The 22572-nt window shown below is 61.3% G+C and carries 19 protein-coding genes; 18 read left to right on the forward strand and 1 reads right to left on the reverse strand.

What is annotated here, in order from left to right:
- The first annotated feature begins 19 nt into the window (after nt 1-19).
- From ACZ5IU_RS07485 to ACZ5IU_RS07525, 9 genes are all read left to right on the forward strand, one after another.
- Nucleotides 20-2350 (forward strand): LuxR C-terminal-related transcriptional regulator, encoded by a 2331-nt coding sequence (locus ACZ5IU_RS07485; protein ID WP_464421568.1) that lies wholly within the window; start codon nt 20-22, stop codon nt 2348-2350.
- 318 nt (nt 2351-2668) lie between these two features.
- Nucleotides 2669-2920, forward strand: coding sequence for a DUF2442 domain-containing protein (locus tag ACZ5IU_RS07490; RefSeq protein ID WP_464421569.1), 252 nt, complete (start codon nt 2669-2671; stop codon nt 2918-2920).
- Nucleotides 2917-3357 carry a hypothetical protein gene (locus tag ACZ5IU_RS07495; RefSeq protein WP_464421570.1) on the forward strand — a complete coding sequence of 147 codons (441 nt, stop codon included), beginning with the start codon at nt 2917-2919 and terminating at the stop codon, nt 3355-3357. Before ACZ5IU_RS07490 ends, ACZ5IU_RS07495 begins: the two co-directional genes overlap by 4 nt.
- A gap of 534 nt (nt 3358-3891) precedes the next feature.
- Complete coding sequence (locus ACZ5IU_RS07500) at nt 3892-4758, forward strand: MurR/RpiR family transcriptional regulator (RefSeq protein WP_464421571.1); 867 nt, start codon at nt 3892-3894, stop codon at nt 4756-4758.
- Nucleotides 4755-5954, forward strand: coding sequence for a pyridoxal phosphate-dependent aminotransferase (locus ACZ5IU_RS07505; RefSeq protein ID WP_464421572.1), 1200 nt, complete (start codon nt 4755-4757; stop codon nt 5952-5954). The genes ACZ5IU_RS07500 and ACZ5IU_RS07505 overlap by 4 nt, the downstream gene beginning before the upstream one ends.
- Before the next feature lie 62 nt (nt 5955-6016).
- Nucleotides 6017-6982 (forward strand): tripartite tricarboxylate transporter substrate binding protein, encoded by a 966-nt coding sequence (locus ACZ5IU_RS07510; RefSeq protein WP_464421573.1) that lies wholly within the window; start codon nt 6017-6019, stop codon nt 6980-6982.
- A gap of 96 nt (nt 6983-7078) precedes the next feature.
- Entirely contained in the window at nt 7079-7513 is a 435-nt protein-coding gene (locus ACZ5IU_RS07515) for a tripartite tricarboxylate transporter TctB family protein (RefSeq protein ID WP_464421574.1), read from the forward strand.
- A 20-nt stretch (nt 7514-7533) separates the two neighbouring features.
- Entirely contained in the window at nt 7534-9021 is a 1488-nt protein-coding gene (locus ACZ5IU_RS07520) for a tripartite tricarboxylate transporter permease (RefSeq protein WP_464421575.1), read from the forward strand.
- Between the two features lie 28 nt (nt 9022-9049).
- Nucleotides 9050-10045, forward strand: coding sequence for a beta/alpha barrel domain-containing protein (locus ACZ5IU_RS07525; RefSeq protein ID WP_464421576.1), 996 nt, complete (start codon nt 9050-9052; stop codon nt 10043-10045).
- A gap of 230 nt (nt 10046-10275) precedes the next feature.
- On the opposite strand, the gene ACZ5IU_RS07530 is transcribed toward ACZ5IU_RS07525, so the two are convergent.
- Nucleotides 10276-11454 (reverse strand): hypothetical protein, encoded by a 1179-nt coding sequence (locus ACZ5IU_RS07530; protein WP_464421577.1) that lies wholly within the window; start codon nt 11452-11454, stop codon nt 10276-10278.
- Nucleotides 11455-12113: 659 nt separating this feature from the next.
- Between ACZ5IU_RS07530 and ACZ5IU_RS07535 the strand changes: the two genes are divergently transcribed.
- The 9 genes from ACZ5IU_RS07535 to ACZ5IU_RS07575 all read left to right on the forward strand — a co-directional run bounded on the left by ACZ5IU_RS07535 (nt 12114) and on the right by ACZ5IU_RS07575 (nt 22519).
- Nucleotides 12114-12833: an FCD domain-containing protein gene (locus ACZ5IU_RS07535; RefSeq protein WP_464421578.1), complete on the forward strand. Its 720-nt coding sequence runs from the start codon at nt 12114-12116 to the stop codon at nt 12831-12833.
- A gap of 100 nt (nt 12834-12933) precedes the next feature.
- Nucleotides 12934-13938 (forward strand): TAXI family TRAP transporter solute-binding subunit, encoded by a 1005-nt coding sequence (locus ACZ5IU_RS07540; RefSeq protein WP_464421579.1) that lies wholly within the window; start codon nt 12934-12936, stop codon nt 13936-13938.
- Between the two features lie 196 nt (nt 13939-14134).
- Nucleotides 14135-16090, forward strand: a complete 1956-nt coding sequence (locus tag ACZ5IU_RS07545; protein ID WP_464421580.1) for a TRAP transporter permease — start codon at nt 14135-14137, stop codon at nt 16088-16090.
- 1 nt (nt 16091) lies between these two features.
- Nucleotides 16092-16562, forward strand: coding sequence for a RidA family protein (locus ACZ5IU_RS07550; protein WP_464421581.1), 471 nt, complete (start codon nt 16092-16094; stop codon nt 16560-16562).
- Between the two features lie 48 nt (nt 16563-16610).
- A complete protein-coding gene (locus ACZ5IU_RS07555; RefSeq protein ID WP_464421582.1) occupies nt 16611-17528 on the forward strand; it encodes a dihydrodipicolinate synthase family protein in 918 nt (305 codons plus the stop codon).
- Between the two features lie 6 nt (nt 17529-17534).
- Nucleotides 17535-18935: an FAD-dependent oxidoreductase gene (locus ACZ5IU_RS07560; protein WP_464421583.1), complete on the forward strand. Its 1401-nt coding sequence runs from the start codon at nt 17535-17537 to the stop codon at nt 18933-18935.
- Between the two features lie 38 nt (nt 18936-18973).
- Nucleotides 18974-20035, forward strand: coding sequence for a 1-aminocyclopropane-1-carboxylate deaminase/D-cysteine desulfhydrase (locus ACZ5IU_RS07565; RefSeq protein WP_464421584.1), 1062 nt, complete (start codon nt 18974-18976; stop codon nt 20033-20035).
- A gap of 32 nt (nt 20036-20067) precedes the next feature.
- Nucleotides 20068-21279, forward strand: a complete 1212-nt coding sequence (locus ACZ5IU_RS07570; RefSeq protein ID WP_464421585.1) for a DegT/DnrJ/EryC1/StrS family aminotransferase — start codon at nt 20068-20070, stop codon at nt 21277-21279.
- Between the two features lie 178 nt (nt 21280-21457).
- A complete protein-coding gene (locus tag ACZ5IU_RS07575; protein WP_464421586.1) occupies nt 21458-22519 on the forward strand; it encodes an energy-coupling factor ABC transporter permease in 1062 nt (353 codons plus the stop codon).
- The last annotated feature ends 53 nt before the right edge of the window (nt 22520-22572 follow it).

The following is a 22572-nucleotide window of genomic DNA, read 5'->3' on the forward strand; positions in this document are numbered from 1 at the left end:
CCCCGGAATGAAGGGGAACGTGATTCGATGGTTCGTGGCCAGCGAAGAACCCCACACATCGGGATGGCTGCGCCTGTGCCGCGAGATCGACGCGATCGATCCCCGCGCGGGAGCGCGCCTGTTGCGGCTCGGCCTCCCCGTCGAAGAGAACCAGGGAGAGGTCGCCCAGGTCCTGATGGATCTCCGGTGCGACACCGAGACCTACCTCGTCTGCGACAACTTCCAGTTCATCCAGAAAAGCCTTCCCGCGTCCGTCTGGAGAGCCTTCGTCGATCACGGCGGCGAGGGACTCAGGATCGTCGTCCTCACGCAGCAGCTCCCGTCCCGCGGACTGGCCGTCCTGAGCAACTCGGACGTTCTCCGGATCGAGAACGAGGATCTCTGCCTGAATGCGGAAGAGATCGGGGAGTACTACCGCATGGCCGGGGTGGAGCTCGATTCGGAGCAGATGCGCCGGCTCCACAGCTACTCCGAGGGGTGGATCGCCGCCCTGTATCTCCAGCTCGAAAGCTTTGTCCGCACGGGCTCCTTCGAGCGGAAGTCGAGCATATACGATCTCGTGAACGAGCTGTTTTGGCGGGGGCTCTCCCGGGAGGAACGGAACGCGATCTTCCGGCTCTCGCCCTTCGACAACTTCACCGTCCACCAGGCGTGCTTCCTCCTCGGAGTGGACATCCTTCCGGAGACGCTCGCCGAACGCCTGAACCACGGGATGTTCATCCGCTACGATATCGCGAGCCGACGATATTTCCCCCACACGATCCTGTGGGACTTCGTGCGCTCGGCTCTTTCGGAGGAGCCGGAGCCGCTGCGCCGGGAGATCCTTCATCGGGCCGGAGAATGGTGCGCGGGTCGGGGCGAGAAGACGCAGGCGCTGAATTTCTTCCACCGCCTGAGGGATTTTCCGGCGATCCTGTCCCTGGACCTCCATTGTGCCGACATAAGCCGGGCCATACTGGACTCCAGCCCCGGGCGGATGCTGGCGATCCTGCGCGACGTCGTGGACAACGCGCCCCCGGATCTCCGGCGCGACCACGCCTTCACGATGATTTCCATCGCCTTCGAAGCCTTCACCCTGGGGGATATGGCGCTCTACGGACGGCTTTGCAGCGAAATGAAGGAGCTCCTGGAGACCTGCGACATGGAAGAGGAGAAGCGTCGCGCCCTTCTCGGAGAACTTTCCCTGGCGGCCTCCTTCGGTTTCTACAACGATATCGAGGGTATGGGGAGGGGACATCAGCGCGCCTTCGAGCTGCTCGAAACGCACAGTACCCTCTTCCGTCCGGACTCTCCGTGGACCTTCGGGTGGCCGTCCGTTCTCGGAATGTACCACAGCGCCTGCGGGAAGATGGACTCCGAGATCGGACAGATGGATTACTGGATCCCCCGCTACAATGCGCTGACCTTGGGAAACGGCAGCGGAGCCGATCTGCTCTTTCGCGCGGAAACCCTGTTCCACCGCGGATGCGACAACGACGCGGAGCCCCTGGCCCTGAAGGCGCTCGACGTCACCAGGCGGTGCAGTCAGGACAGTCTGTACATCTGCGCGACGTTCCTGCTCCAGCGGATCGCCCTGTTGCGGGGCGATGCCGCGGCCAGGGACGCGGGCAGATCCCTCATGGAGCGCAACGCCCACAACTCCGCGTATGCGCTCTCCCGGCGCATCGCCGACATGGCGACGGGATTCATGGCCGTTCTGCTCGACGAACCGGATGGCGTCCCGGAATGGCTTCGCAGCGGCGATTTCCTGAAAACGCTCTCTCCGGCGCTCCCGTTCGCCTGCATGATCTACGGACGTCTGCTGCTGCTGACCGGGCGGGAGCGGGAGCTTTTGTTGCGCTCAGAGGAATTTCTGTCCGCCGCCCGGCGTTACCGGAGTCTTCTGGCCGAGGTGTACGTGACGATCGACATCGCCGTGACGCAGCACCGCATGGGAAGGGAAGACGAGGGCGGAGACACGTTGTGTCGCGCTCTGGATCTCGCGCTGCCCGACGGACTCATCGTTCCTTTCGCGGAGAACGCCGACCTTCTGGGTGCGACCCTGGGGCGTGCGCTGAACCGCTCGTGGAGGGAGAAGCGTCCGGAAATCCTGGCCCTGAAAGAACGGCATTCACGGGGCAAAGACGCGCTTCTCAGGCAGCGGCCGGGCGGAAATCGGCCTGACGGCCTCACCCTCCGCGAGTACGAGATAGCCCGGCTGGTCACCGAGGGCCGAAGCAACCGTGAAGTCGCGGATCTGCTCTTCCTGTCCGAGAACACCGTGAAATATTACCTGAAATCGATCTTCCGAAAGCTGGGAATCGCGTCTCGCCGCAATCTGAAGGGTGCGCTCCGGAAAATCCACCCCTGAGACCACCCCGGAAGAGTATAGTCCGTTCGACCGGCGTTCCGTATCCTCTGATTCAGAGCGAAACGGGACGCCGGTTCTTTTTTTCGTCGGGGTGGAGCGCCGGGGCGACGCCAGGCTTCACGGCGTGGGGATCGCGGACGGCCGGTCACGGTGGGCTGTTCGGGCCGGGGAATGGCGATACCGCCTCGGACGATTCGCTCTACCTGAACAAGGGATTCGGCGGGGGAACGGTCCGCATCGACTTCGACGGAGATACGGTCGGACTCGGAAAAAAGGTCGACTGACGGAGAACGTCGCGCGGGGGGAAGGAGAGGGAGGATGGCCTTCATCACGTCGGTGGTGCCGTTGAACGACTGGAGACTGTTCGTGGAAATGGAGACCGGTAGCGTAATCGTTGTGGATATGAGCCGCAAGCTGGATACGGCGCGGTATTCCGATCTCAGGAATCCGGAGCTGTTCCGTTCGGTAACCACCGATGGCGACGTCGTGTCGTGGGGGAGCGGACGCGTGACCGTAACGGCGCGCGAACTGATGGATGTGGTTTTTATTGACAGGAGGAGAGAGAAATGACGGAGATACGACGGGTGTTTGGAATTTTCGCGGCGATACTGTTTGCCGGTCTTGGCGTTCTGGGGATGTCGCGAACGGCGGAGGCCATCCCTGTCACCCTGGACAACTACAGAGACAAGAAGATATCGGTAGCGTTGCTCTATTACGATGTCAACGAGGGCTCGTGGTGCTGTCAGGGCTGGTGGATCGTGGACGCGTCGGGTGAGCGTACGATCAATGTTCCCCACCATCCCAAGAAGAGGATCTACTACTACGTCGAGTCCGGCGGCAAGGTCGTCCACAAGAGGAGCGAAGGGTGGGCGCGCCGGAATGTCGTCAGCAACGCCTTCAAGTATTACGAACACGATGGATGCCCCGACGGGAAGAACTTCAGGACGGTCTATTTCAACTGCAGCGCGAAGGTGACCGGAGACTCCTGGAAGCTGAATATCAATTAGAAGCGACATGGGGAGTGACGGCAGGAATTTCGCGATCCGGGATATCGCCTTCTGAGAACACCGGGCGACCGGAAGCGGGATGGCGGGCGTGGACGAGTGCCAAAGCACTCGCGTTCCGCCGGGAATTGTGATCGCGACGAACGGGAGCGGGGATCCCTGTGATCCTCCGCTCCCTTTTTCTGATTCCGTCCCTGTCGCGACGGCCATTCCCGATCGTTTCCACCTCCGCAATACCGTCATACCGATCCGGGAACGTTCCTGCCTGCCCGGAGATGAAAGAAAACGCTCCGGATAAGAAAATAAATTTGCATATTATAACGCAATATGGTAATATTTTTTCAGAACCGTTGGGGCGTTTTTTCCCGGAACAGGACTGAATGTTCCGTCTGTTGTTCTATGCGGATTCGATTCGTGTCGGCCGGCTTGCCGGGATGCGTTCTCCCGTCGGATCGACCCGAACGCACTTCAGGCGCGTTCCAAAGAGTCGTCACTCTGAAGGACGCCGCTCTTTTTTCCGAAGCAGGAGGCTGAACAATGGAACGATTGAAGCTGAATCGCTCGACGTTTAAGGGAACACGGGCAAAGGCTGTCGCGTTCATTCTGGATCATCCGGAAACCGCCGCGTTTCTGTCGATCGACGCTCTTGCCGAAAGAATAGGCATCAGCACATCTTCGCTCTCCCGTACCGCGGTCGACACGGGGTACTCTGGTTTTCAGGAGATGCAAAAGGAGGTGCAGGAATACCTCCGCAAAAAGCTTCTTCCAACCGTCCGTATGGAGCAGGCGGTGCCTGAAAACGGAAAATTCAGCTTCCGGGATTCCCTTCGGAAGGATATGGAGAACGTAGGGCACGTTCTCGAGAATGTGACGGACCAGCGATTCGACGCTGCGATACGTATGCTGCTCGAGGCGCGGGAAGTCTTCGTCGTCGGTCTGGGAACCCAATATCCTTCCGCCCTCTACTTCAGCGGCGTCATGAAGCAGATTCGGCAAGGGGTCACGCTGATATCGCAGGAATCCATGGATTACCTCGATTGCTTCTCGAGATTCTCTCCCGAGGATGTTCTCGTCTCCATCTGCCTGCCCAGATACGGGACGTTCACGGTCCGTGCCGCCAAGGAAGCGGTGGAGAAAGGATGCCGGGTCGTCGCCGTAACCGATAATGAACTCTCTCCGACGGGGCGGCTTGCCGATGTCGTTCTTCGGGTGGACTACGAGAGCATGAGTTTCTTCAACTCGAATGTGGCCGTGATGGCTCTCCTGAACGCTCTCGCGACGACGTTGGCCCTGAAGCACCGGGACGCCGTCCACGAGAGGGTGGAGATGTTCAGTGACATCGCGATAAGATGGAACATTTTCTATAAAGAAGATCAGACGGAAAGCGCAGGCGAAGAAAAGTGAGGTTGAGCGACAGACTTCTCAGAATGCGTCCATCGGCGACGGCGCTCATGGCGGCGAAGGCGCGCGAAAAGGAAAAGCTCGGGTTGGACGTCATCTCGTTCGCGACCGGGGAACCGGACTACGATTCTCCACCGGCGGCGGTGGCCGCTGCGGTGAAGGCCATGAACGAGGGGCAAACCCACTATCCTCCGACGGGCGGAATAGCGCCGCTCCGCGAGGCGATCGCAGGGTATTACCGCGATCATTTCGGACTGGAATACGATCCCGCGAAGGAAATCGTCGTTGGCACCGGCGCCAAACAGATCATTTACCAGGCCCTCGGAGCTCTGGTGAATCCGGGGGACGAAGTCATCGTCTTTCCGCCGGCCTGGGTGAGTTACGTCGAACAGATCCGACTTTTCGAAGGAGTTCCCGTGGAGGTCGACACGTCGGAAACCGGTTTCATTCCGGATATCCGGAAGGTCGAGGCCGCGATCACTTCCAGAACCGTCGCCATGGTGCTCAATTCTCCGAACAACCCGACGGGCGTCGTCTATCCCGAGAAATGCCTCGGCGATCTGGGGCGCCTCGCGATGGAAAAGGGCATCGCGATCCTCAACGATGAAGTGTACGAGCGGCTTGTTTTCGACCGCGCGAAATCCCCCCAGATACTTCACGTCTGCCCGGGTGCGAGAGACCTCGTCCTGAATGTCAACGGCGTCAGCAAGGCGTTTGCGATGACCGGATGGCGGATAGGCTACGGTCTCGGCCCCGCCGGTTTGGTAAAGGCGATTGCGGATTTCCAGGGCCATCTGACGTCCGGGACGAGCAGCATATCCCAGTGGGCTTCCGCCGGCGCGCTCCGAAACTCTCAGGAGGCGTGCGAAGAGATGCGGGAGGGATTCCGCAAAAGAAGGGATTGTATCGTCCGGCTTCTTTCCGGGATCGGAGGAATTCGTTTCGTTCCCCCGCAGGGCGCTTTCTATGTATTCGTCGATATTTCCTCTTTTCTCGGTGGAAAAGCGAAGATCTTTCTCGGGGACGACATCGAATTGTGCGAAGAGCTTCTGGAACGGAAAAACGTTTCGATGGTTCCGGGGACCGCGTTCCTTTCTCCGGGATTCGTCAGGATTTCGTATTCCTGTCCGGAAAACGACATTCGCGAGGGGGTGAGGCGCTTCGGGGAGTTTCTTGACGAGATCCGCGCGGAGTGCTGATGGGTGGAGTGTATTCTTCCGGCGAATGTCAGACGTGTATGTCACTAAGGAGGGAAATCTCGATGAAGAAGTATCTTGCTGTCGCTGTCCTGTCGCTCCTGGCCGTTTCCGGAGCGGCGTTTGCGGGATATCCGGCGAAGCCGGTCACAATGATCGTCGCCTATGCCGCTGGTGGAAGCACCGATATTCTGGCCCGCATCACCGCGAAATACCTCGAGGCGGAACTCAAGCAGCCGTTTGTCGTCGTCAACAAACCCGGCGCCGCCGGGAGCGTCGGGTTCACTTCAATAGCCAAGGCGAAGCCGGACGGCTATACGATCGGCCTTATCAACCTCAGCGGCGTCGTGGTGAACCCGATAGTTCAGCCTGACGTCGTGCGATACAGGATTACCGATTTTGTCGGCATCGCCAACGTCGTGACCGACCCCGGAGTCTTCTGCGTGAAGGCGGACAGTCCCATAAAGACGCTTGCGGATCTCGTCGCGGCGGCGAAGGCGAATCCCGGAAAGCTCGCCATCTCCCACGAGGGGAAGGGTTCCGGCGACCATCTCGGCGTCGTCGAGTTCATGAAGAAGGCTGGGGCCGAGCTGAATCCCGTTCCATTCGAGGGAGACGCTCCGGCGAAGGCCGCGCTTCTTGGCGGCCATATCGACGTTCTCGCCGTGAACGTGTCGGAAATCGCCGAAATGGTGAAGGCGGGACAGCTCCGCGCCCTCGCCGTACAGAATACGAAGCGGTCCGCCGAATTGCCGGATGTCCCAACATTCGCCGAGCTCGGATATCCGACCGTGATCCAGGGCACCGCGTCCCGTGGGTTCGCCGCTCCGAAGGACGTTCCTTCCGAGGCGCTCGCCGCGCTCGTGAACGCAATGAAGAAAATCGTGGCGTCCGAGGAGTACAAGGCTGAATTGAAAAAGCTGAACATGCCCATCGACTTCGTGCCCGGGGAGGAATTCACGAAACTTCTTCTGGAGCAGGACAAACTCTGGTCCGACCTCTGGAAGACGGATCCCTGGATTGCAAAATAGAAGGAGAATTTTCCACACGAAAAACCGATGTACCGGGATGTCCGCGAGGGAGAAGTCTCCCTCGCGGATTATCTTCGGCCTTTCAAGGAGGGCGACATGAAGAAGGCGGATATCGTTGTATCCATCATGATGTTCGGCGTGGGAATCGCGGCGATCCTGAAAGCTTCCGACTTTCCCGAGCAATCGAGGCTGATGCCGTACATTTACAGTTCGCTCCTGATTCTCGTCGCGATTCTGCTCGGCCTGAGGGCGTTCTTCGGACGGAATGCCGCACCGGAAGATCCCGCCTGGAAAGACGAGCCGATTCCCAGGGTGTTTCTCGTCATGGCTCTTGTTCTCGGATATATCGTGTCGATCCAGATCCTCGGGTTTTACACGTCTACCGCGCTCTTTATGCTTGTCTTCCTCGGAGTCATGCACGCGGCTTCCCTTTTCGTCTCGCTGGGCGTTTCCGTCGGGACGTCGGTGGCGGTCTACTATTTCTTTGAAATTCTGCTTCATATTCCCATTCCCAGAGGGCTTTTGTTCTAGAGAAAGGAGGTGGAATCCGCATGATGGAATTTCTTCTTCCCGCGTTGGGAAACTGTTTCGAACCGAAAGCCCTTCTCGTTCTGTTCGCAGGAACCGTTGCGGGGCTGATCGTCGGAGCCCTTCCCGGTCTTTCCTCCACGATGGGAGTCGCCCTCGCCATCCCCCTCACGTTCGGCATGGATCCCAAGATGGGACTGATGTTGCTGGGGGCGGTCTATTGCAGCTCGGTCTACGGCGGATCGATCAGCGCGATTCTTCTCAGGACGCCCGGGACGGACGCGTCCATAGCGACAACGTTCGACGGCTTCCCGATGACCCAGAAGGGGCTTGCCGGAAAGGCTATCGGAATGTCGACCACGGCGTCTCTCGCGGGGGGCATTGTCAGCGCCGTGGCGCTCCTCTTCATCGCCCCGCCCCTGGCGAAAATCGCGCTGAAGTTCGGGCCGTCCGAATACTTTCTCGTAGGCCTTTTCGGCCTGTCGGTGATCGTCAGTCTCTCGTCCGGTTCCTATCTGAAAGGGTTTCTGTCGGCGATTTTCGGATTGCTCATCGCAACCGCAGGCATGGATAACTTCACTGGGTTCCCGCGATATATCTTCGGAAACGATTCCCTTCTGGACGGAATCCCGATTCTTCCCGCGCTGATCGGCCTGTTCTCCCTTTCCCAGGCGATCAAGCTCGCCGCGGGAAGTCAGAAAAATATCGTTTCGTCGAAAGACATCGCCATCTCCGACCGTATTCTCCCGGAGAAGAAAGATATTCAGCGGACCTGGCTCACGATTCTCAGATCCTCCATCATCGGAGTCATCGTAGGGATCATGCCTGCCGCAGGAACGAGCGTCGCCGCTTTCATCAGCTACAACGAGGCGAAACGGGCGTCGAAGGATCCCGACTCTTTCGGAAAGGGAAACATCGAAGGCGTGGCCGCGTCGGAAGCGGCGAACAATGCGGTAACGGGGGGCTCTCTCATTCCCACGCTGACGCTCGGGATCCCCGGAAATGCCGTGTCGGCGGTCTTTATAGGAGGATTGACGATTCAGGGACTGATCCCGGGGCCCAACCTGTTTATCAAGTACGGAGAGATAACCTATACGCTGATGGTCTCCCTTTTCCTGGCCAACATCATGTTCTGGGTCGTCGGAATGGCGTTCGCCAGACAGTTCGTGAAGGTGCTCAGAGTCCCGAACCTCGTCCTGGCGCCCGTCATCTGCGTTCTCAGCGTGATCGGCTCGTACGCCATCAGAAACAATTTCTTCGATGTGTGGCTCCTTTTCGGGTTCGGCATTTTAGGATACTTTATGGAACGGTATAAAATCTCCCAGGCGCCCATCGTTCTCTCCCTTGTCCTCGGTCCCATGGTTGAAGCCGAACTCCGGAGGACGCTGGTTCTTTTCCACGGAAGTCTTCTTCCGGTTCTGTACCGTCCGCTCAGTCTCGCCATACTCGCGTTGATTCTCGTTTCCGTGGGATATCCGATCCTGCGCGAGGTACGGAAAGTACGAACGTGATATTGAAAGAAAAAAGGAGGACCCGATTATGGTCGAATTGCTCGACTGCACCCTGAGAGACGGAAGCAACGTCGTCGGAGCGGGGTTTTCGAAGGAAATGACCGTAACGATCATAGAATCTCTGCTCAGGGGCGGCATAAAAGTCATAGAGATGGGGCACTGCAGCGGCCTCGGCGGAAACGAAGGCAGCGCCAAGAAAGCGCCCTTGTCGGACGAGGAATACCTGGAAGTCGCCTCACCGTATTTCGGAAAGGCCGAGATCGGGATGTTCTGTCAACCGAAGTTCGCCACCGAAAACAAGGTTCAGTCCGCCGCACGAAAGGGGCTCGGGTTTCTCCGCGTCGGGATCAATGCGGGAGACTCGGCCGGAGCGGCGGATCTGATTGGAATGATCCGGAGGTACGGAATCAAAGTACGAACCAGTCTGATGAAAGCGTACGGTCTTCCCGCCGCCGGACTGACCCGGGAGGCCCGTGCCCTTGAGGCCGCGGGGGCCAACGCGGTGACGATAATGGATTCCGCCGGACATATGGTTCCGGAAGAGGTAGAGGAGTATGTCGCCGTCCTGAAAGACGCCGTGTCGATCCCTGTGGGATTCCACGGACACAACAATCTCGGCCTGGCCGTCGCGAACGGCCTTGCGGCATGGCGCGCCGGGGCTGCGTCCATTGACTGCGGCGTCATGGGAATGGCGCGAAGCGTCGGCAACATTCCAACGGAGGCGATGGTTGCTCTGCTTCAGCGGTTCGGAGAGGCGTCCCGTTATGATTTGCATTCCCTTCTGTCCAGCATAGATAACGAGATCATGCCGCCCTTGAGGGGAAAGTTCACGCCCCCGATACCTCCGGTCGAATTGGTGTTGGGGATTGCCGGGTGTCACTCCAGCTTTCTCCCGACCTTCAGGGAAGTCGCCAGGGAAAAGAACGTCGACTTGTACCAGCTGATCGTCGATGTTTCCGAAAGGGATAAAAAGGCGCCGTCGCGAAAATTCATCGAATCCGTGGCGGATGCGATCAAAAAATAGCGGAATCCCGCATCGTGCGTCCTTTCGTCCCTCTCCAGGCGGGTCCCTCCTGAAAGAGGGCTGCCATCCCGTCCATTGTCGGCGGGAGGCGAAGCGGTACTACGGAGCGCGGTGACGAGCGGGCGATCAGCCGGAAGCGTTCGGGTTTCCGCGCGAGGGGACTCTGTATGGAACGGGGGCGGGGAAGCGATACATTTCCCCGCCCCCGTTCTTTCGCTCGGGTCGCGGCGCTACAGGAACTTGACGAAGAACCCCGCGATCACGATGGAAACGGTCGTGACCGACGCGAGTCCGGCGACGACGTAGGCGGGCATGATCTTCTTGAGGACGGCTGCGCGTTCCCCCTCGTTCTGTGCGGCGGCCGTCGCGATCTCGTTGGCGATCAGATAGGTCGCCGGGAAGCCGAGGAGCTGTCCCATCGCGATGCCGACCGAGAGGTTCCGCGACCCGATGAACTTCCACGTCGGAAGAAGGTACATGAAGATGATCGTTCCGACGAGGACGGCTGCGAAGATGACGATCGTCTGCCAGGAAAGCGTCACGAGATCCGCGACCTTTATTTTCGCCAGGGACGGAATGATCGCGGCGAAGACGGCCATGTTCAGGAGTCCGGACGCCTTACCCTTGTCCAGAATGCGCTCCGGAACGATGCCGAGCTGCGCGACGGTCGCTCCTGCCAGCAGCGCCCAGATCGAATAGTTGACGCCGGTCTTCTTCTGGAGCTCCATTGAAAGCCACGCGAAAAGTCCCGTAACGGCGAGGCACGTGAAATTCGTGTAATACTTGTCGAGATCGTTTCTCTGGAGGAATGACTGCCGGACGGGAGAAGCCGGTGTGTCGGCTTTCGCTGCGCTCTGCGCGGGCGCTCCGCCCGTCGCGCGGTATTCCCTGAGGATGATTTCCGCCTCCCTGAGGCCGAAGAACGAGGCCGGCGGCGTCCCCACGAACTTCTGGACCGCGTAGACGATCGCGCCGAGAGCCGCCGCGAGCGTCAGTCCCTTTTGCATCGCCGCTTCGGTCATGATCTGCGTCGCGATGATTCCGCCGTTGACGATCGGGATGCTTACGATCGCGGCGTCCTTCCCGATGAGCGGAATGACCGCGATGATCGATACGACGGCGACGAGCATCGCGAAGAGCGACATGACGACGGTTTTCCACTCGCGGCGGAGCTCGTCGAGATTGATCATCGTTCCCATATGGAAGATGATGAACCCGGACGCCCACTTCGCGATCTGCGAGAGGCCCGCCTTGTCGATGACGTCGGGCGGGAAGAAGCCGGTCAGGAAACCGACGAGAAAGAGCAGAAGCGCGACGAAAACCGATGAAAGCTTCGCCTTTGTCGCAACGCCGAGAATGTCGCCGATTGCGAAGACAGCAAGGCACAGGAACAGAAGATACAGGTTCACACGGAACTCCCCCTTTCAATCTCTGACGGTATGCTTCTCTTCGGTACCGCTCCCTTCCGCCCTCCCTTCCCGAAAAAGCTTTTCCCGCATTCCGCGAGTGTGCGACATCGCATCCGGCGTTGTTTCGATCGTAATGATCAATTTCGGTGTCTAAAAACGACGAATGTATGATGGTTCTGCGCAAATTTGTTGTTATGTTTGAGCATAGCGCCTTGTATAACTACGAAGCGTTTATGGTGATATACCACAGAGTCCATCCTTTGTAAACAAGAAAAAAATACCGCCCATACATAAGATGGGAAAACGCGTTCCATTCCATCGTCCTTCAGACTGAAGTACGAGAGTTCGGACAGGAGTGGAGCGAATTCGTTCCACATGAAGGGGGTGCGGACAAAGTCTCGTTTCGAGCGTCTCTGACCGATAGTTCCCGTGCGTTCCTGTCAGGGGAAGTGTAATTGTCGTTGACCAGTCGTACCGCAGTCATCCGCCATTGTGGAGCGGAAGCATTCCGTCCCGGGATATGGCATGATATTTTCCGATACGACGTTGGTGCTGTCCGATCGCGGATCATGAACAGTCTCGCTTGACTCCGGTCGGAAAAAATCTATAATAGTCATGTCGCTACTCATCGTTGATGAGCAGCGATGGGGGAGGGGCACATGGGATCGAGCAAGGTTGAATGTCTGGTGCTTTCGTTTCTTTCCGTCGCGGGTGAACCGCAGGGTGCGGGCGTGATCCGGGAATATCTCGGCGGGCATGGATTCCGGCTCGGCGAGGCGACGGTCGGACGGATTCTGAAGCAGCTGGATAACGAAGGGCTCGTCGAACGAATCGGCTTTCAGGGACGGGTCCTCTCGGACGCGGGGCGGGAGCATCTCGAACGCCTTCTGTCGGTGCAGGAGAAGAAGGAGTCGCTCCGGAACTTCGGGCAGTTCCTCTTCACCGACGAGGGGACGCACGTCCGCGACATTCTCGTGGCGCGGCGCGCCCTGGAATCGGAGGCCGCGGCGCTTGCGGCGGAACACGCGACGGACGAGGACCTCGCGTCGATGGAGCGTGCCCTGCGCGAGATGGAAAACCTCCTTGCGTCGAACAGGAGCATGGCCGTCACGGACATCAGGTTTCACGAGGCGATCTCGAAGGCATCGAAGAATCCGATCATCGAGACGGCCCTGAGGGTGATCCGGCACGGCGGACAGGACTCGTCGATCGTCGAGAAGCTGCGGAACACCGCCGGAAGCGTCATCGGAAAAGACCACAGGGAGATCCTGGAAGCGATATGCGCGAGGGATTCCGCGAAGGCCAGGATGGCGATGACGAACCATCTGAACAACATTCTCGGCGATCTCGAGTATGTCGAGAAGAACCTGAAGAGGTAGCCGCGCGGGGACCTGAACGCCGTTTCACCTCCCGGAGCGGTTTTGCCCATGAGCGAGTGCGTCTGCACCAGTCATACACCATATCGAGGAGGGGTAGAAGTTGAGAAAGCTGTGCGGAATGGCGTTCGGCGTGTTCCTGGTCGTGTCGATGCTCCTGTTTGCGGGTCCGGCGTGCGTCGTCGGAGAATGCGCGGAGACGACGTACCTCAAGATCGCCACGGGGACTGTCGGGGGGACGTGGTTTTCGGGCGGCTCGGTACTTGCGAGCATCCTGACGGAGAAGATCGAGGGCGTCCGGGCGTCGCCGACGATCGGCGGCGGCGTGAGCAACTGCCGCGATATCGACGCGAACCGCGCCCAGATAGGGTATTCGTACAGCGGCACGGCGCTCGACGCGTGGGAGGGACGTCCTCCGTTCGAGAAGCCCTGCCGGAATCTGCGGTACATCGGCAACCAGTATATCGAGCCGTTCCATATCGTGTTTCTCTCGTCCAAGGGGTACAAGACCATCGATGATCTCAAGGGCAAGCGCTTCAGCCCCGGCAAGGAAGGCTTCACTGGGAAGATTATCTTCGACAGGCTTCTCGTCGAATCCAACCTCAAGTACGATGACTTCGGCAAGGTGACGCTCGTCGGGTTCCCGGACGGCGCTCTCCTGATGAAGGACGACCACATCGATTTCTACGCGCTGCTCACGATGCCTCCCAATTCGGCGTTCATGGACGTCGACACGTTTTCTCCCGTCGAGATCATGCAGCTGCCGCAGGATCTCCTCGACCGGATGGCTGCGAAATACGGGATGGAAAAGTGGGTGATCCCGGCCGGAGCCTACAAGGGTGTGACGAAGGACATCGCGACGGTGGGCTATAGCGGCGGATTCTACTGCAACAAGGATGTTCCGGAAGAACTCGTCTACAACATCACGAAGGCGCTCTGGGAGAACGTGGAGCGTTTCGTCGAAGTCGCCCCCGCGTCCTTCAAGGGCCAGATCAAAATCGAGAACGCGCTTCGGGGCACGGTCGTTCCGCTCCATCCCGGCGCGCTGAAGTTCTACAAAGAGAAGGGATTCACGATTCCGAAGGCCGGAGAGGCTCCCGCGAAATAGGAAACCGGCACTGCCGGATGGACCGTGCGGCCGTCTTTCCCCCTGTCGCGACCGCACGGTTTCCGACCGGCTCCGCGCGTGCTCCGCAGATCGATCCGCATCGCGCGATATTCCCCGGAGAAGAGACCGCGTTACGGGAAAAGCGATGGCGCGTGCTCCACATGCGCCGGACGCAGGAAAACACATTTTGGAGGGCATGATGTCATTCAAAAGAGATATTATCGGATTGCGTGATGACGAGACGCTCGCCGGAGTCATCAGGGAGAACGGCTTTCTGGCGACCGCCGTGACCGTCCTTGCGGTCGCTCTCGCGCTCTTTCATCTCGTCACGTCGTATTCGGGCCAGCTCGAGGCGTTCCGCCACAGAACCGTCCATCTGATGATGGTGCTGATCGTCCTCTTCCTCGCTTCGATGGAGCAGCGGTACTCGAAGGAGCAGCCTTCCGCGAAGAGAGCCGTATGCCTTCTGGTCGACGCGGCGTTCGCGATTCTCTCCGCCGTCGTCCTGATCTACACGTTCGCGAACAGCACCGAGATTCCGCTCCGTGCCGGCAGCCCCACGACGACGGATCTGTTCATGGGGACCGTTCTTCTGTTTCTCGTCATCGAAGCGTCGAGACGCCACGTCGGAATGAGCATCGTCGTGGTCACGGTCTTCTTTCTGATCTACGTGTACGCCGGGCCGTGGTTCCCGGGCTTCCTGAATCACGCGCCGTTTTCGGTCGGCGAAATCATCAACATCCAGTACCTCGATCTCGAGGGTGTCTGGGGATCTCCGGTCGCGGCCGCGGCCGGGTTCGTCATCGTCTTTCTGATCTTCGCGGGACTCCTCATGGAAACGGGGGTTCTCGACGTCTTCATGAACTTCACGATGAAGCTCGTCGGAAAGTCGACGGGCGGACCGGCGAAGGTCGCCGTCATTTCGAGCGGCCTCGTCGGCATGGTGAACGGAACGGCCGTCGGCAACGCGCTTCTGGTCGGTCAGGTGTCCATCCCGCTCATGAAGAAGCTGGGGTACAGGCCGCAATTCGCGGCCGCCGTCGAGGCCACGTCGTCGACGGGCGGGCAGGTGATGCCGCCGATCATGGGGTCGGCCGCGTTCATCATCGCGATGGTCCTCGGAATTTCATACGGCGCCGTCTGCAAGGCTGCCGTGGTTCCGGCCGTTCTCTGGTTCTTCTCGATCTATTGCATCGTCCACCTCGAGGCGAGGAAGCACGGCCTCATGAGGCTCTCGGACGAGGACATGAAGGCGCTGCCGTCGTGGAGATCGCTCGCGTCCAAAAGCTACCTCATTCTGCCGCTCTTCGTCCTCATCTACCTCATGCTCGCGGGGGCGAGCGAGGTCAAGGCCGGTTTCTGGGGCGTCGTGTCGCTGCTCGCGGCGAGTATGCTCGGGCGGGACACTCGTTTCACGCTGCGGACGCTGGTGAAAGGCCTCAACAACGCGGTCCGCATGACGTTCTCGGTCACGACCGCGTGCGCGTGCGCCGGGATCATCGTCGGGTGCGTCATGCAATCGGGTCTGGGGTACACGCTCAGCACGTCGCTGATCAACGTCGCCGGGGGCAGGATGTCGATTCTCCTGCCGCTCGTGATGATCACGGCGCTCATTCTCGGAACGGGAATGATGACGGTGGGCGTCTACATCATCGTCTCCGTCCTGCTCGTTCCGGCGATGACCGCGATGGGACTCCACGTTCTCGCGTGCCATCTGTTCGCGTTCTACTTCGGCATCCTCTGCAACATCACGCCGCCCGTCGCCACCGCGACCTACGGGGCCGCGGGGCTTGCGGGGTCGAATCCGTGGGATACGGGCGTCGAGGCGTTCAAGATGGCGATCCCGATTCTCGCCGTTCCCTATATCTTCATCTTCCAGCCCGGCCTGCTGCTCGAGGGGTCGCCCGTGGAAATCCTCGGCACGATTGCGTTCGCGTTCGTCGCGGTCTTCTCTCTCGACGTCTTCGTCACGGGGTACCTCTTCCGGCGCGTGACGATTCCCGAACGGCTGCTCTTCTTCGTGGCCTCGATGCTGTGCTGTCATCCGGCCCTGCATACGTCGCTTGTCGGAGCGGGAATATTCGCGGTCCTCTGGGTCGTCCAGCGGATGTCGCGCGCGACTCTCCCGGAAGAACAAAAAGGAGGGGCATGACATGACCATCGAAGAAAAACTCGCCGCCCTGGGGCTCGAACTGCCGCAGGCGCCGGCTCCGGCCGGGGCGTACATTCCGGTCCGCGTCGTCGGGAATCTCGCGTTCACGGCCGGGCAGACGGCCTATATCAACGGCGAGCGGCGCTACCTCGGGAAGGTCGGGGGGAATCTCTCGCTCGAGCAGGGAGCGCTCTCGGCCCGGGACGCGTGTCTCAACTGCCTCGCGGCGCTCAGGGCGGAGCTCGGAAGCCTCGACCGGATCCGCAGGATCGTCCGGCTCGTCGGCTACGTCAACAGCGCCCCGGGATTCACGCAGCAGCCGCAGGTCGTCAACGGAGCGTCGGATCTTCTCGTGCGGCTCTGGGGCGACGACGGACGGCATGTCCGCTCCGCCTCCGGGGTCGCGGAGCTTCCGGTGAACACGTCGGTCGAGATCGACATGATCGTCGAGATCGATACGGCGAACCGCTGATTCCGATGGATTCACATCACACGACACCACGACAAGGAGATGCGTAGCGTGTTTCGACCCACAGGTTCCTGGGTCGCGATGCCGACGCCGTTCAGGGCCGACAACGCGATCGATTACGACGGTTTTCAGGTTCTCATCGAGAGGCAGATCCGCTACGGAACATCGGAGCTCTTCGTCCTCGGATCGTGCGGAGAGATCAGCCTTCTGACGGTCGAGGAGAAGAAGGAGATCGTCCGGCGGGTTATCAGGATGACGAAGGGGAGAATCCCCGTGTTCTTCAACGCGTCGTCCAACACGACGGAAGGCAGCGTCGAGTTCGCGAAATACGTCGAGGGCGAAGGCGGCGACGGCGTCGTCTTCACGGTTCCCCCGTACGTCCTCATCCCGCAGGACGCGGTGTACGAGCACCTCGACACCTGCATGAAAGCCGTCAGGATCCCCTGCGGCATCTACAACAACCCGTCGCGGCTCGGCGTCCAGGTGGAGCCGCAGACCATCGCGCGCCTTTCCGCGAACAACCCGAACTTCATCGTCGACAAGGAAGCGATGCCGCACGTCAAACAGCTCGTCCAGGTCAAACGTCTCTGCGGCGACAGGCTCAACATCCTCTGCTGCGACTACCCGAACTATTCCATCGTGATCCCGACGCTCGCCGTCGGAGGAAACGGGACGGCGAACATCGGAGGCAACATCATTCCGGAGGAGGTCGCGCGTTTTTCGCGCCCGTGGGCGAACATGCAGATCATGGAAGAGTGCCGCGAAACCTATTTCAGATACTATCCGCTGCTGCAGGCCCTCTACCAGCTGTCCAACCCGATCGTCATCAAGGCGGCCCTTCGGATCCTCGGCCTGCCGGGCGGGCATCTGCGACGGCCCTACCTCGACTTCGCCGGACCGAAGTTCGACGAACTCGGGAATCTGATGCGGGAGATGGGCGTCGTCGAGAAATACGGCGCCACCGCGTAAGCCACCGTGAACGGGGCCGGTTCCGGAAAGCGCCTCGTCGTCATCGGAGGCACGGCGGCGGGGCTGAGCGCGGCGTCGAAGGCGAAGCGGACGCGACCGGATCTCGAGGTCGAGGTGTACGAGCGGTCGGGATTCGTCAGCTACGGCGCCTGCGGACTTCCGTATTACGTCGGCGGGCTCGTCGCGTCGGAGAACGACCTCGTTTCACTGACGCGGGAGACGCTCGAAGGCGAGCGCGGCATCCGGACGTTCATCCGATGCGAGGCGACCGGAATCGACGTCGCGGGCAAAACCGTCGCGGTCGAGAACCTGACCTCGGGAGAACGCCGCGACGTTGCCTACGATTTCCTCGTTCTCGCGACCGGAGCGTCGCCCGTGATCCCGGAGCTCCCGGGAATCCGTTCGGAGGGAGTGTTCTTCCTCCGGACGGTCGAGGACGGAATGGCGCTCCGGAGCGCCGTCCGGGCGCCGGGCGCGCGGACGGCGGTTCTCGTCGGCGGCGGATTCATCGGCCTCGAGATGGCCGAGCAGTTCGCGCAGAACGGGCTTCGGGTCACGATCGTCGAGGCGCTCCCCATGCCGCTTCCCTTTCTGGGGGACGAGTATTCGGCCATCGTGCGGAAAGAGCTCGAGGAAAACGGGGTCCGGCTCCTCGCGGGAACGACCGTCGACGGAATCGTGAGCGAGGGCGGGCGGGCGACGGGCGTCCGGGTGCGCGGGGAGGAGATCCTCGAGGCGGATATCGTGGTCGTCTCGGTCGGGGTCCGGCCGAACTCCGCGCTCGCTGAGAAGGCCGGACTCAGGCTCGGCGTCAGGAACGCCATCGCCGTCGACGAGACGATGAAGACGTCGAACGATTCGATATGGGCCTGCGGCGACTGCGTCCAGACGGTCAACCTCGTGACGGGGCGTCCGGCCTACGTCCCCCTCGGAACGACGGCGAACAAGCAGGGGCGGGTCGCGGGGGCGAACATCGTCGGGGAGCGCGCCGCGTTCAGGGGCGTCCTCGCGTCGCAGGCAACGAAGGTGTTCTCCCTGTATGTTGCGTCGACCGGCGTGTCGCCGGAACAGGCGGCGGAGGTTGGGTTCGACGCGGGGGAGACGAAGATCGTCAAGCAGGACAGGGCGTCGTACTATCCCGGCGGCAGGGACAATCGCATCAGGCTCGTCTACGACCGGCGGTCGGGCCGGCTCCTCGGGGCGCAGGCCGTGGGGAGCGAGTCCGTCGCGGGAAGGATCAACGTCTGCGCGACGGCGATCTCGGCGGGGATGACGGTCGGCGAGCTCAACGACGTCGACTTCGTCTACGCCCCTCCCGTCGCGCCGGTGTACGACCCGATCCTGATCGCGGCCGGGTCGGCGATGAAGGGCGTTCGGCCCGGGGCGACCCCGGCGGACCGGACGTAGCGGAAAATTTTTCGAGTGTGTCGCATGGGAGTGAGACGATGAAAGCGATCCGGGAAATCAGCGAAATGACGCGAGAGATCCTCCGGGACGTTCCGAGAGTCCGTCTGGCCTTTCTGCCGACGCCGCTCCAGCGGCTCGAAAATCTGTCGCGGAGCTACGGCGTCGATTTCTACATGAAGCGCGACGATCTGACGGGCCCCGAGTTCGGGGGAAACAAGACGAGGAAGCTGGAGTTCGTCCTCCCCGGCCTTCTGGCGGAGGGTGCGGACCGCATCGTGACGGGGGCGTCGGTCCAGTCGAACTGGTGCCGCCAGACCGTCGCGGCGGGCAACAGGTGCGGCCTCAGGACGGTCCTGTATCTCTACGGGCCGGAGATTCCGGACGACAGCCGGGGGAATCTCCTTCTGGACAGGGCGCTCGGGGCGGAAGTCCATTTCGTCCGGCTGGAGCCGGGAGAAAATCTCTACGGCGGTCTCGGAAGAACGGAAGGCATGAGGCTCGAACGCATCCGCGAGCTCGAAGCCGAAGGCCATATATGCCGGTATCTCACGGTCGGAGCGCCCTTCGCCAGCGGGCACACCGCGTATTTCGCGGCTCTCGCCGAACTTGCCGTCCAGCTCGACGCGCTGAACATGACGCTCGACGACTTCGACTGTATCGTTACGCCGCTCGGGGCCGGGGGAACGTACGCCGGGATGCTGACGGCGAAGAAGCTCTTCGGGGCGAAGACGGCGATGTACGGGTTCTGCACGTCCTCGATGCACCCGACGATGGTCGACGACATCCTGAAGGCGGCGCGCGCGACGGCGGAGTTCCTGAAGCTCGACCTGACGTTCCGCGAAGAGGATGTCCGCGTCGATTTCGACTTCGGTGGAACCTACGATGTCCCGACGCCCGGGAGCACGAGGGCGATCCGGGAGGTCGCGCGGAGCGAAGGGATCCTGCTCGACCCGGTGTACGGCGCGAAGGCGATGTCCGGGCTTCTCGACTATCTGCGCAGGGGCGTGATCGCGCGCGGGAGCCGCATCCTGTTCTGGCACACCGGCGGCCTTCCGGCCCTGTTCTCGGGCGAGGGGACGGCCGGCAGAATCGACGAGTGATCGTCGCGAACGACCATACCGGAGGTGCGACAATGAACATCTACGAACGCTACGGAGTCAGTCCGATTCTCAATTTCGACGGTCCGCTGACGCGGTACGGCGGCGCCATCATGGAACAGGAAACCCTGGACGCGATGGACGAGGCCGCGAAGCATACGGTTCCCATCGACCGGCTGCAGGCGGCGGCCTCGAAGGTCATCGCACGGGTGACCCACGCCGAGGCGGGCATCGTGACGAGCGGCGCGTTCTCGGCGCTCACGCTCGCGACGGCCGCGTGCATGTGCGGTTTCGACGTCGCCCGGATGGACCGCCTTCCGGACTCGAGCGACATGCCGAACGAGGTCATCATGCCCTCGCACCAGATCAGCGGCTACGCGCACTCGTTCCGGGCCGCGGGCGCGAAGCTCGTCGCCGCCGGAATCCCCCACGCGCCGATCGCGCCGATGTCCGTCTACAGGATCGACAAATGGCACATCGAAGCCGCGATCACGGAGAGAACGGTTGCCATCGCCTACGCCGCGCGGACGGACAGCCATCCGGAGCTCGAAGACGTCATCGGGGTCGGGGAGAGTCACGGAATTCCCGTCATCGTGGACGCGGGGCCGGAAGTTCCTCCGCTGGAAAACCTCCACAAATTCATCGACATGGGGGCGGACCTCGTCTGCATCAGCGGAGGCAAGGGCATCCGCGGGCCGCAGAACAGCGGCATCCTCTGCGGCCGGAGTGACCTGATCGCCTCCGCCGCCGCACAGATGCTCGAAGCACCGTCGGAGCACTACCCCGACTGGAATCCGCCGGAATCGCTGATGCCGAAGGAGAAGTTCCGGTCGACGCCGTCGCATGGCATCGGTCGCGGCATGAAGGTGAGCAAGGAGACCATCATCGGCCTTCTGACCGCGCTCGGGAACATCAGCCCCGAAAAGTTCGCGGCGAAGGAACGGGCGATGACCGCGCTGCTCGAAAAGGTCGCCGCGTGCGTCACGCGCTTTCCGGGCTTCAGCGCCGCGTTCGTCCCGTCGGAGTACTGCCTCTGCGAATATCCGACCCTCGAGCTGACGCTCGACGACCGCGCCGGAATCGGCGCGGCGCGGCTGTGCGCCGAAATGCGAGAGCGGAATATCTTCCTCAGAGACCGGTATGTCACGGAAAACAAGATCCGGGTCTACTCCATGAATATGAACCCGGAAAACACCGACATCCTCTGCGCGGCGTTCTCGGAAATTCTCGGGAAGAGCCGGGCGTAACGAAAACGGCGGAACTCACGATAGCGGAATGTTCGTCCGGCCCGGAGGGGAACGCGCCCTTCCGGGCCGGATCTCGTTTCGAAGGCCGTTTCGCCGCCGCGGCGAAAGACCGCCATTGACAGCGCGAAGGGTGGTGCTACAATAGAAATAATACGTAACACGAAAGGGGCCTTTCTCGATGCATATGGCGGATGCGTTGCTTTCCCCTGCGGTCGGCGGCGCGATGTGGGCGGTGACCGCGGGACTGGCGGCGTACTCGGCGAAGAAGCTCAGGGAGTCGCCCGACGACTCGCGGGTTCCGCTGATGGGCGTCCTGGGCGCGTTCATCTTCGCGGCCCAGATGATCAACTTCAGCATACCGGCCACGGGGTCGAGCGGCCATCTCGGAGGGGGGATGATCCTGGCGATTTTGCTGGGGCCCCACGCGGCCTTCCTGACGCTCGCCTCCGTTCTCGTCGTCCAGGCGCTCTTCTTCGCGGACGGGGGCCTTCTCGCGCTGGGGTGCAACATCTTCAACATGGCGTTCTTTCCGTGCTTCATCGCGTATCCGTTCATCTACAAGGCGATCGCAGGTCGCTATGCGACCGCGAAGACGATTTTCATCGCCGCGACAGCATCGTCCGTGATCGGGCTGCAGCTCGGGGCCTTCTCCGTCGTCCTCGAGACGATGGCCTCGGGAGTCTCCGCGCTGCCGTTCAACACCTTCGTGCTGCTCATGCAGCCGATCCACCTCGCGATCGGCCTCGTCGAAGGGGTCGTGACGTCCGCCGTCGTCCTCTTCGTGTGGCAGGCCCGGCCGGAGGTCCTCTCGATGGCCGCGGAGAACGCCCCGATGCGCGGCGTTTCGATGAAAAAAATCCTTGCCGGACTCGCCGTCGCCGCGGTTTTCACGGGCGGCGCGCTCTCCTGGTTCGCCTCGACGTATCCCGACGGCCTTGAGTGGTCGATGGCGAAGACCTCCGGCAGCGAAGAGCTTTCGGCCCCTGCGGGCGGCGTCCACGCGGCGCTGGCCGGGATTCAGGAGAAGACCGCATTCCTTCCGGATTACGGCTTCCGCGCGAGCGAAGCCGAGAACCCGGCGGAAGCGCGGGCCGAGGCCTCTCAGTCCGAGAAACCGGCCGCCTGGCCGAACCCCGACATGGGCACGAGCGTTGCTGGCCTCGTCGGCGGCGCGCTGACGCTGGCGCTTGCAGTCGTGATCGGCCTGGCTCTGCGGCGCGCATCGACCGCGCGCAGGTAAGCGTTCGGGCGGGGGGATACGTCAAAGCCTCCCGCCTTTTTCGGCCGCAGCGC

This window comes from Lactivibrio alcoholicus, assembly GCF_055390895.1.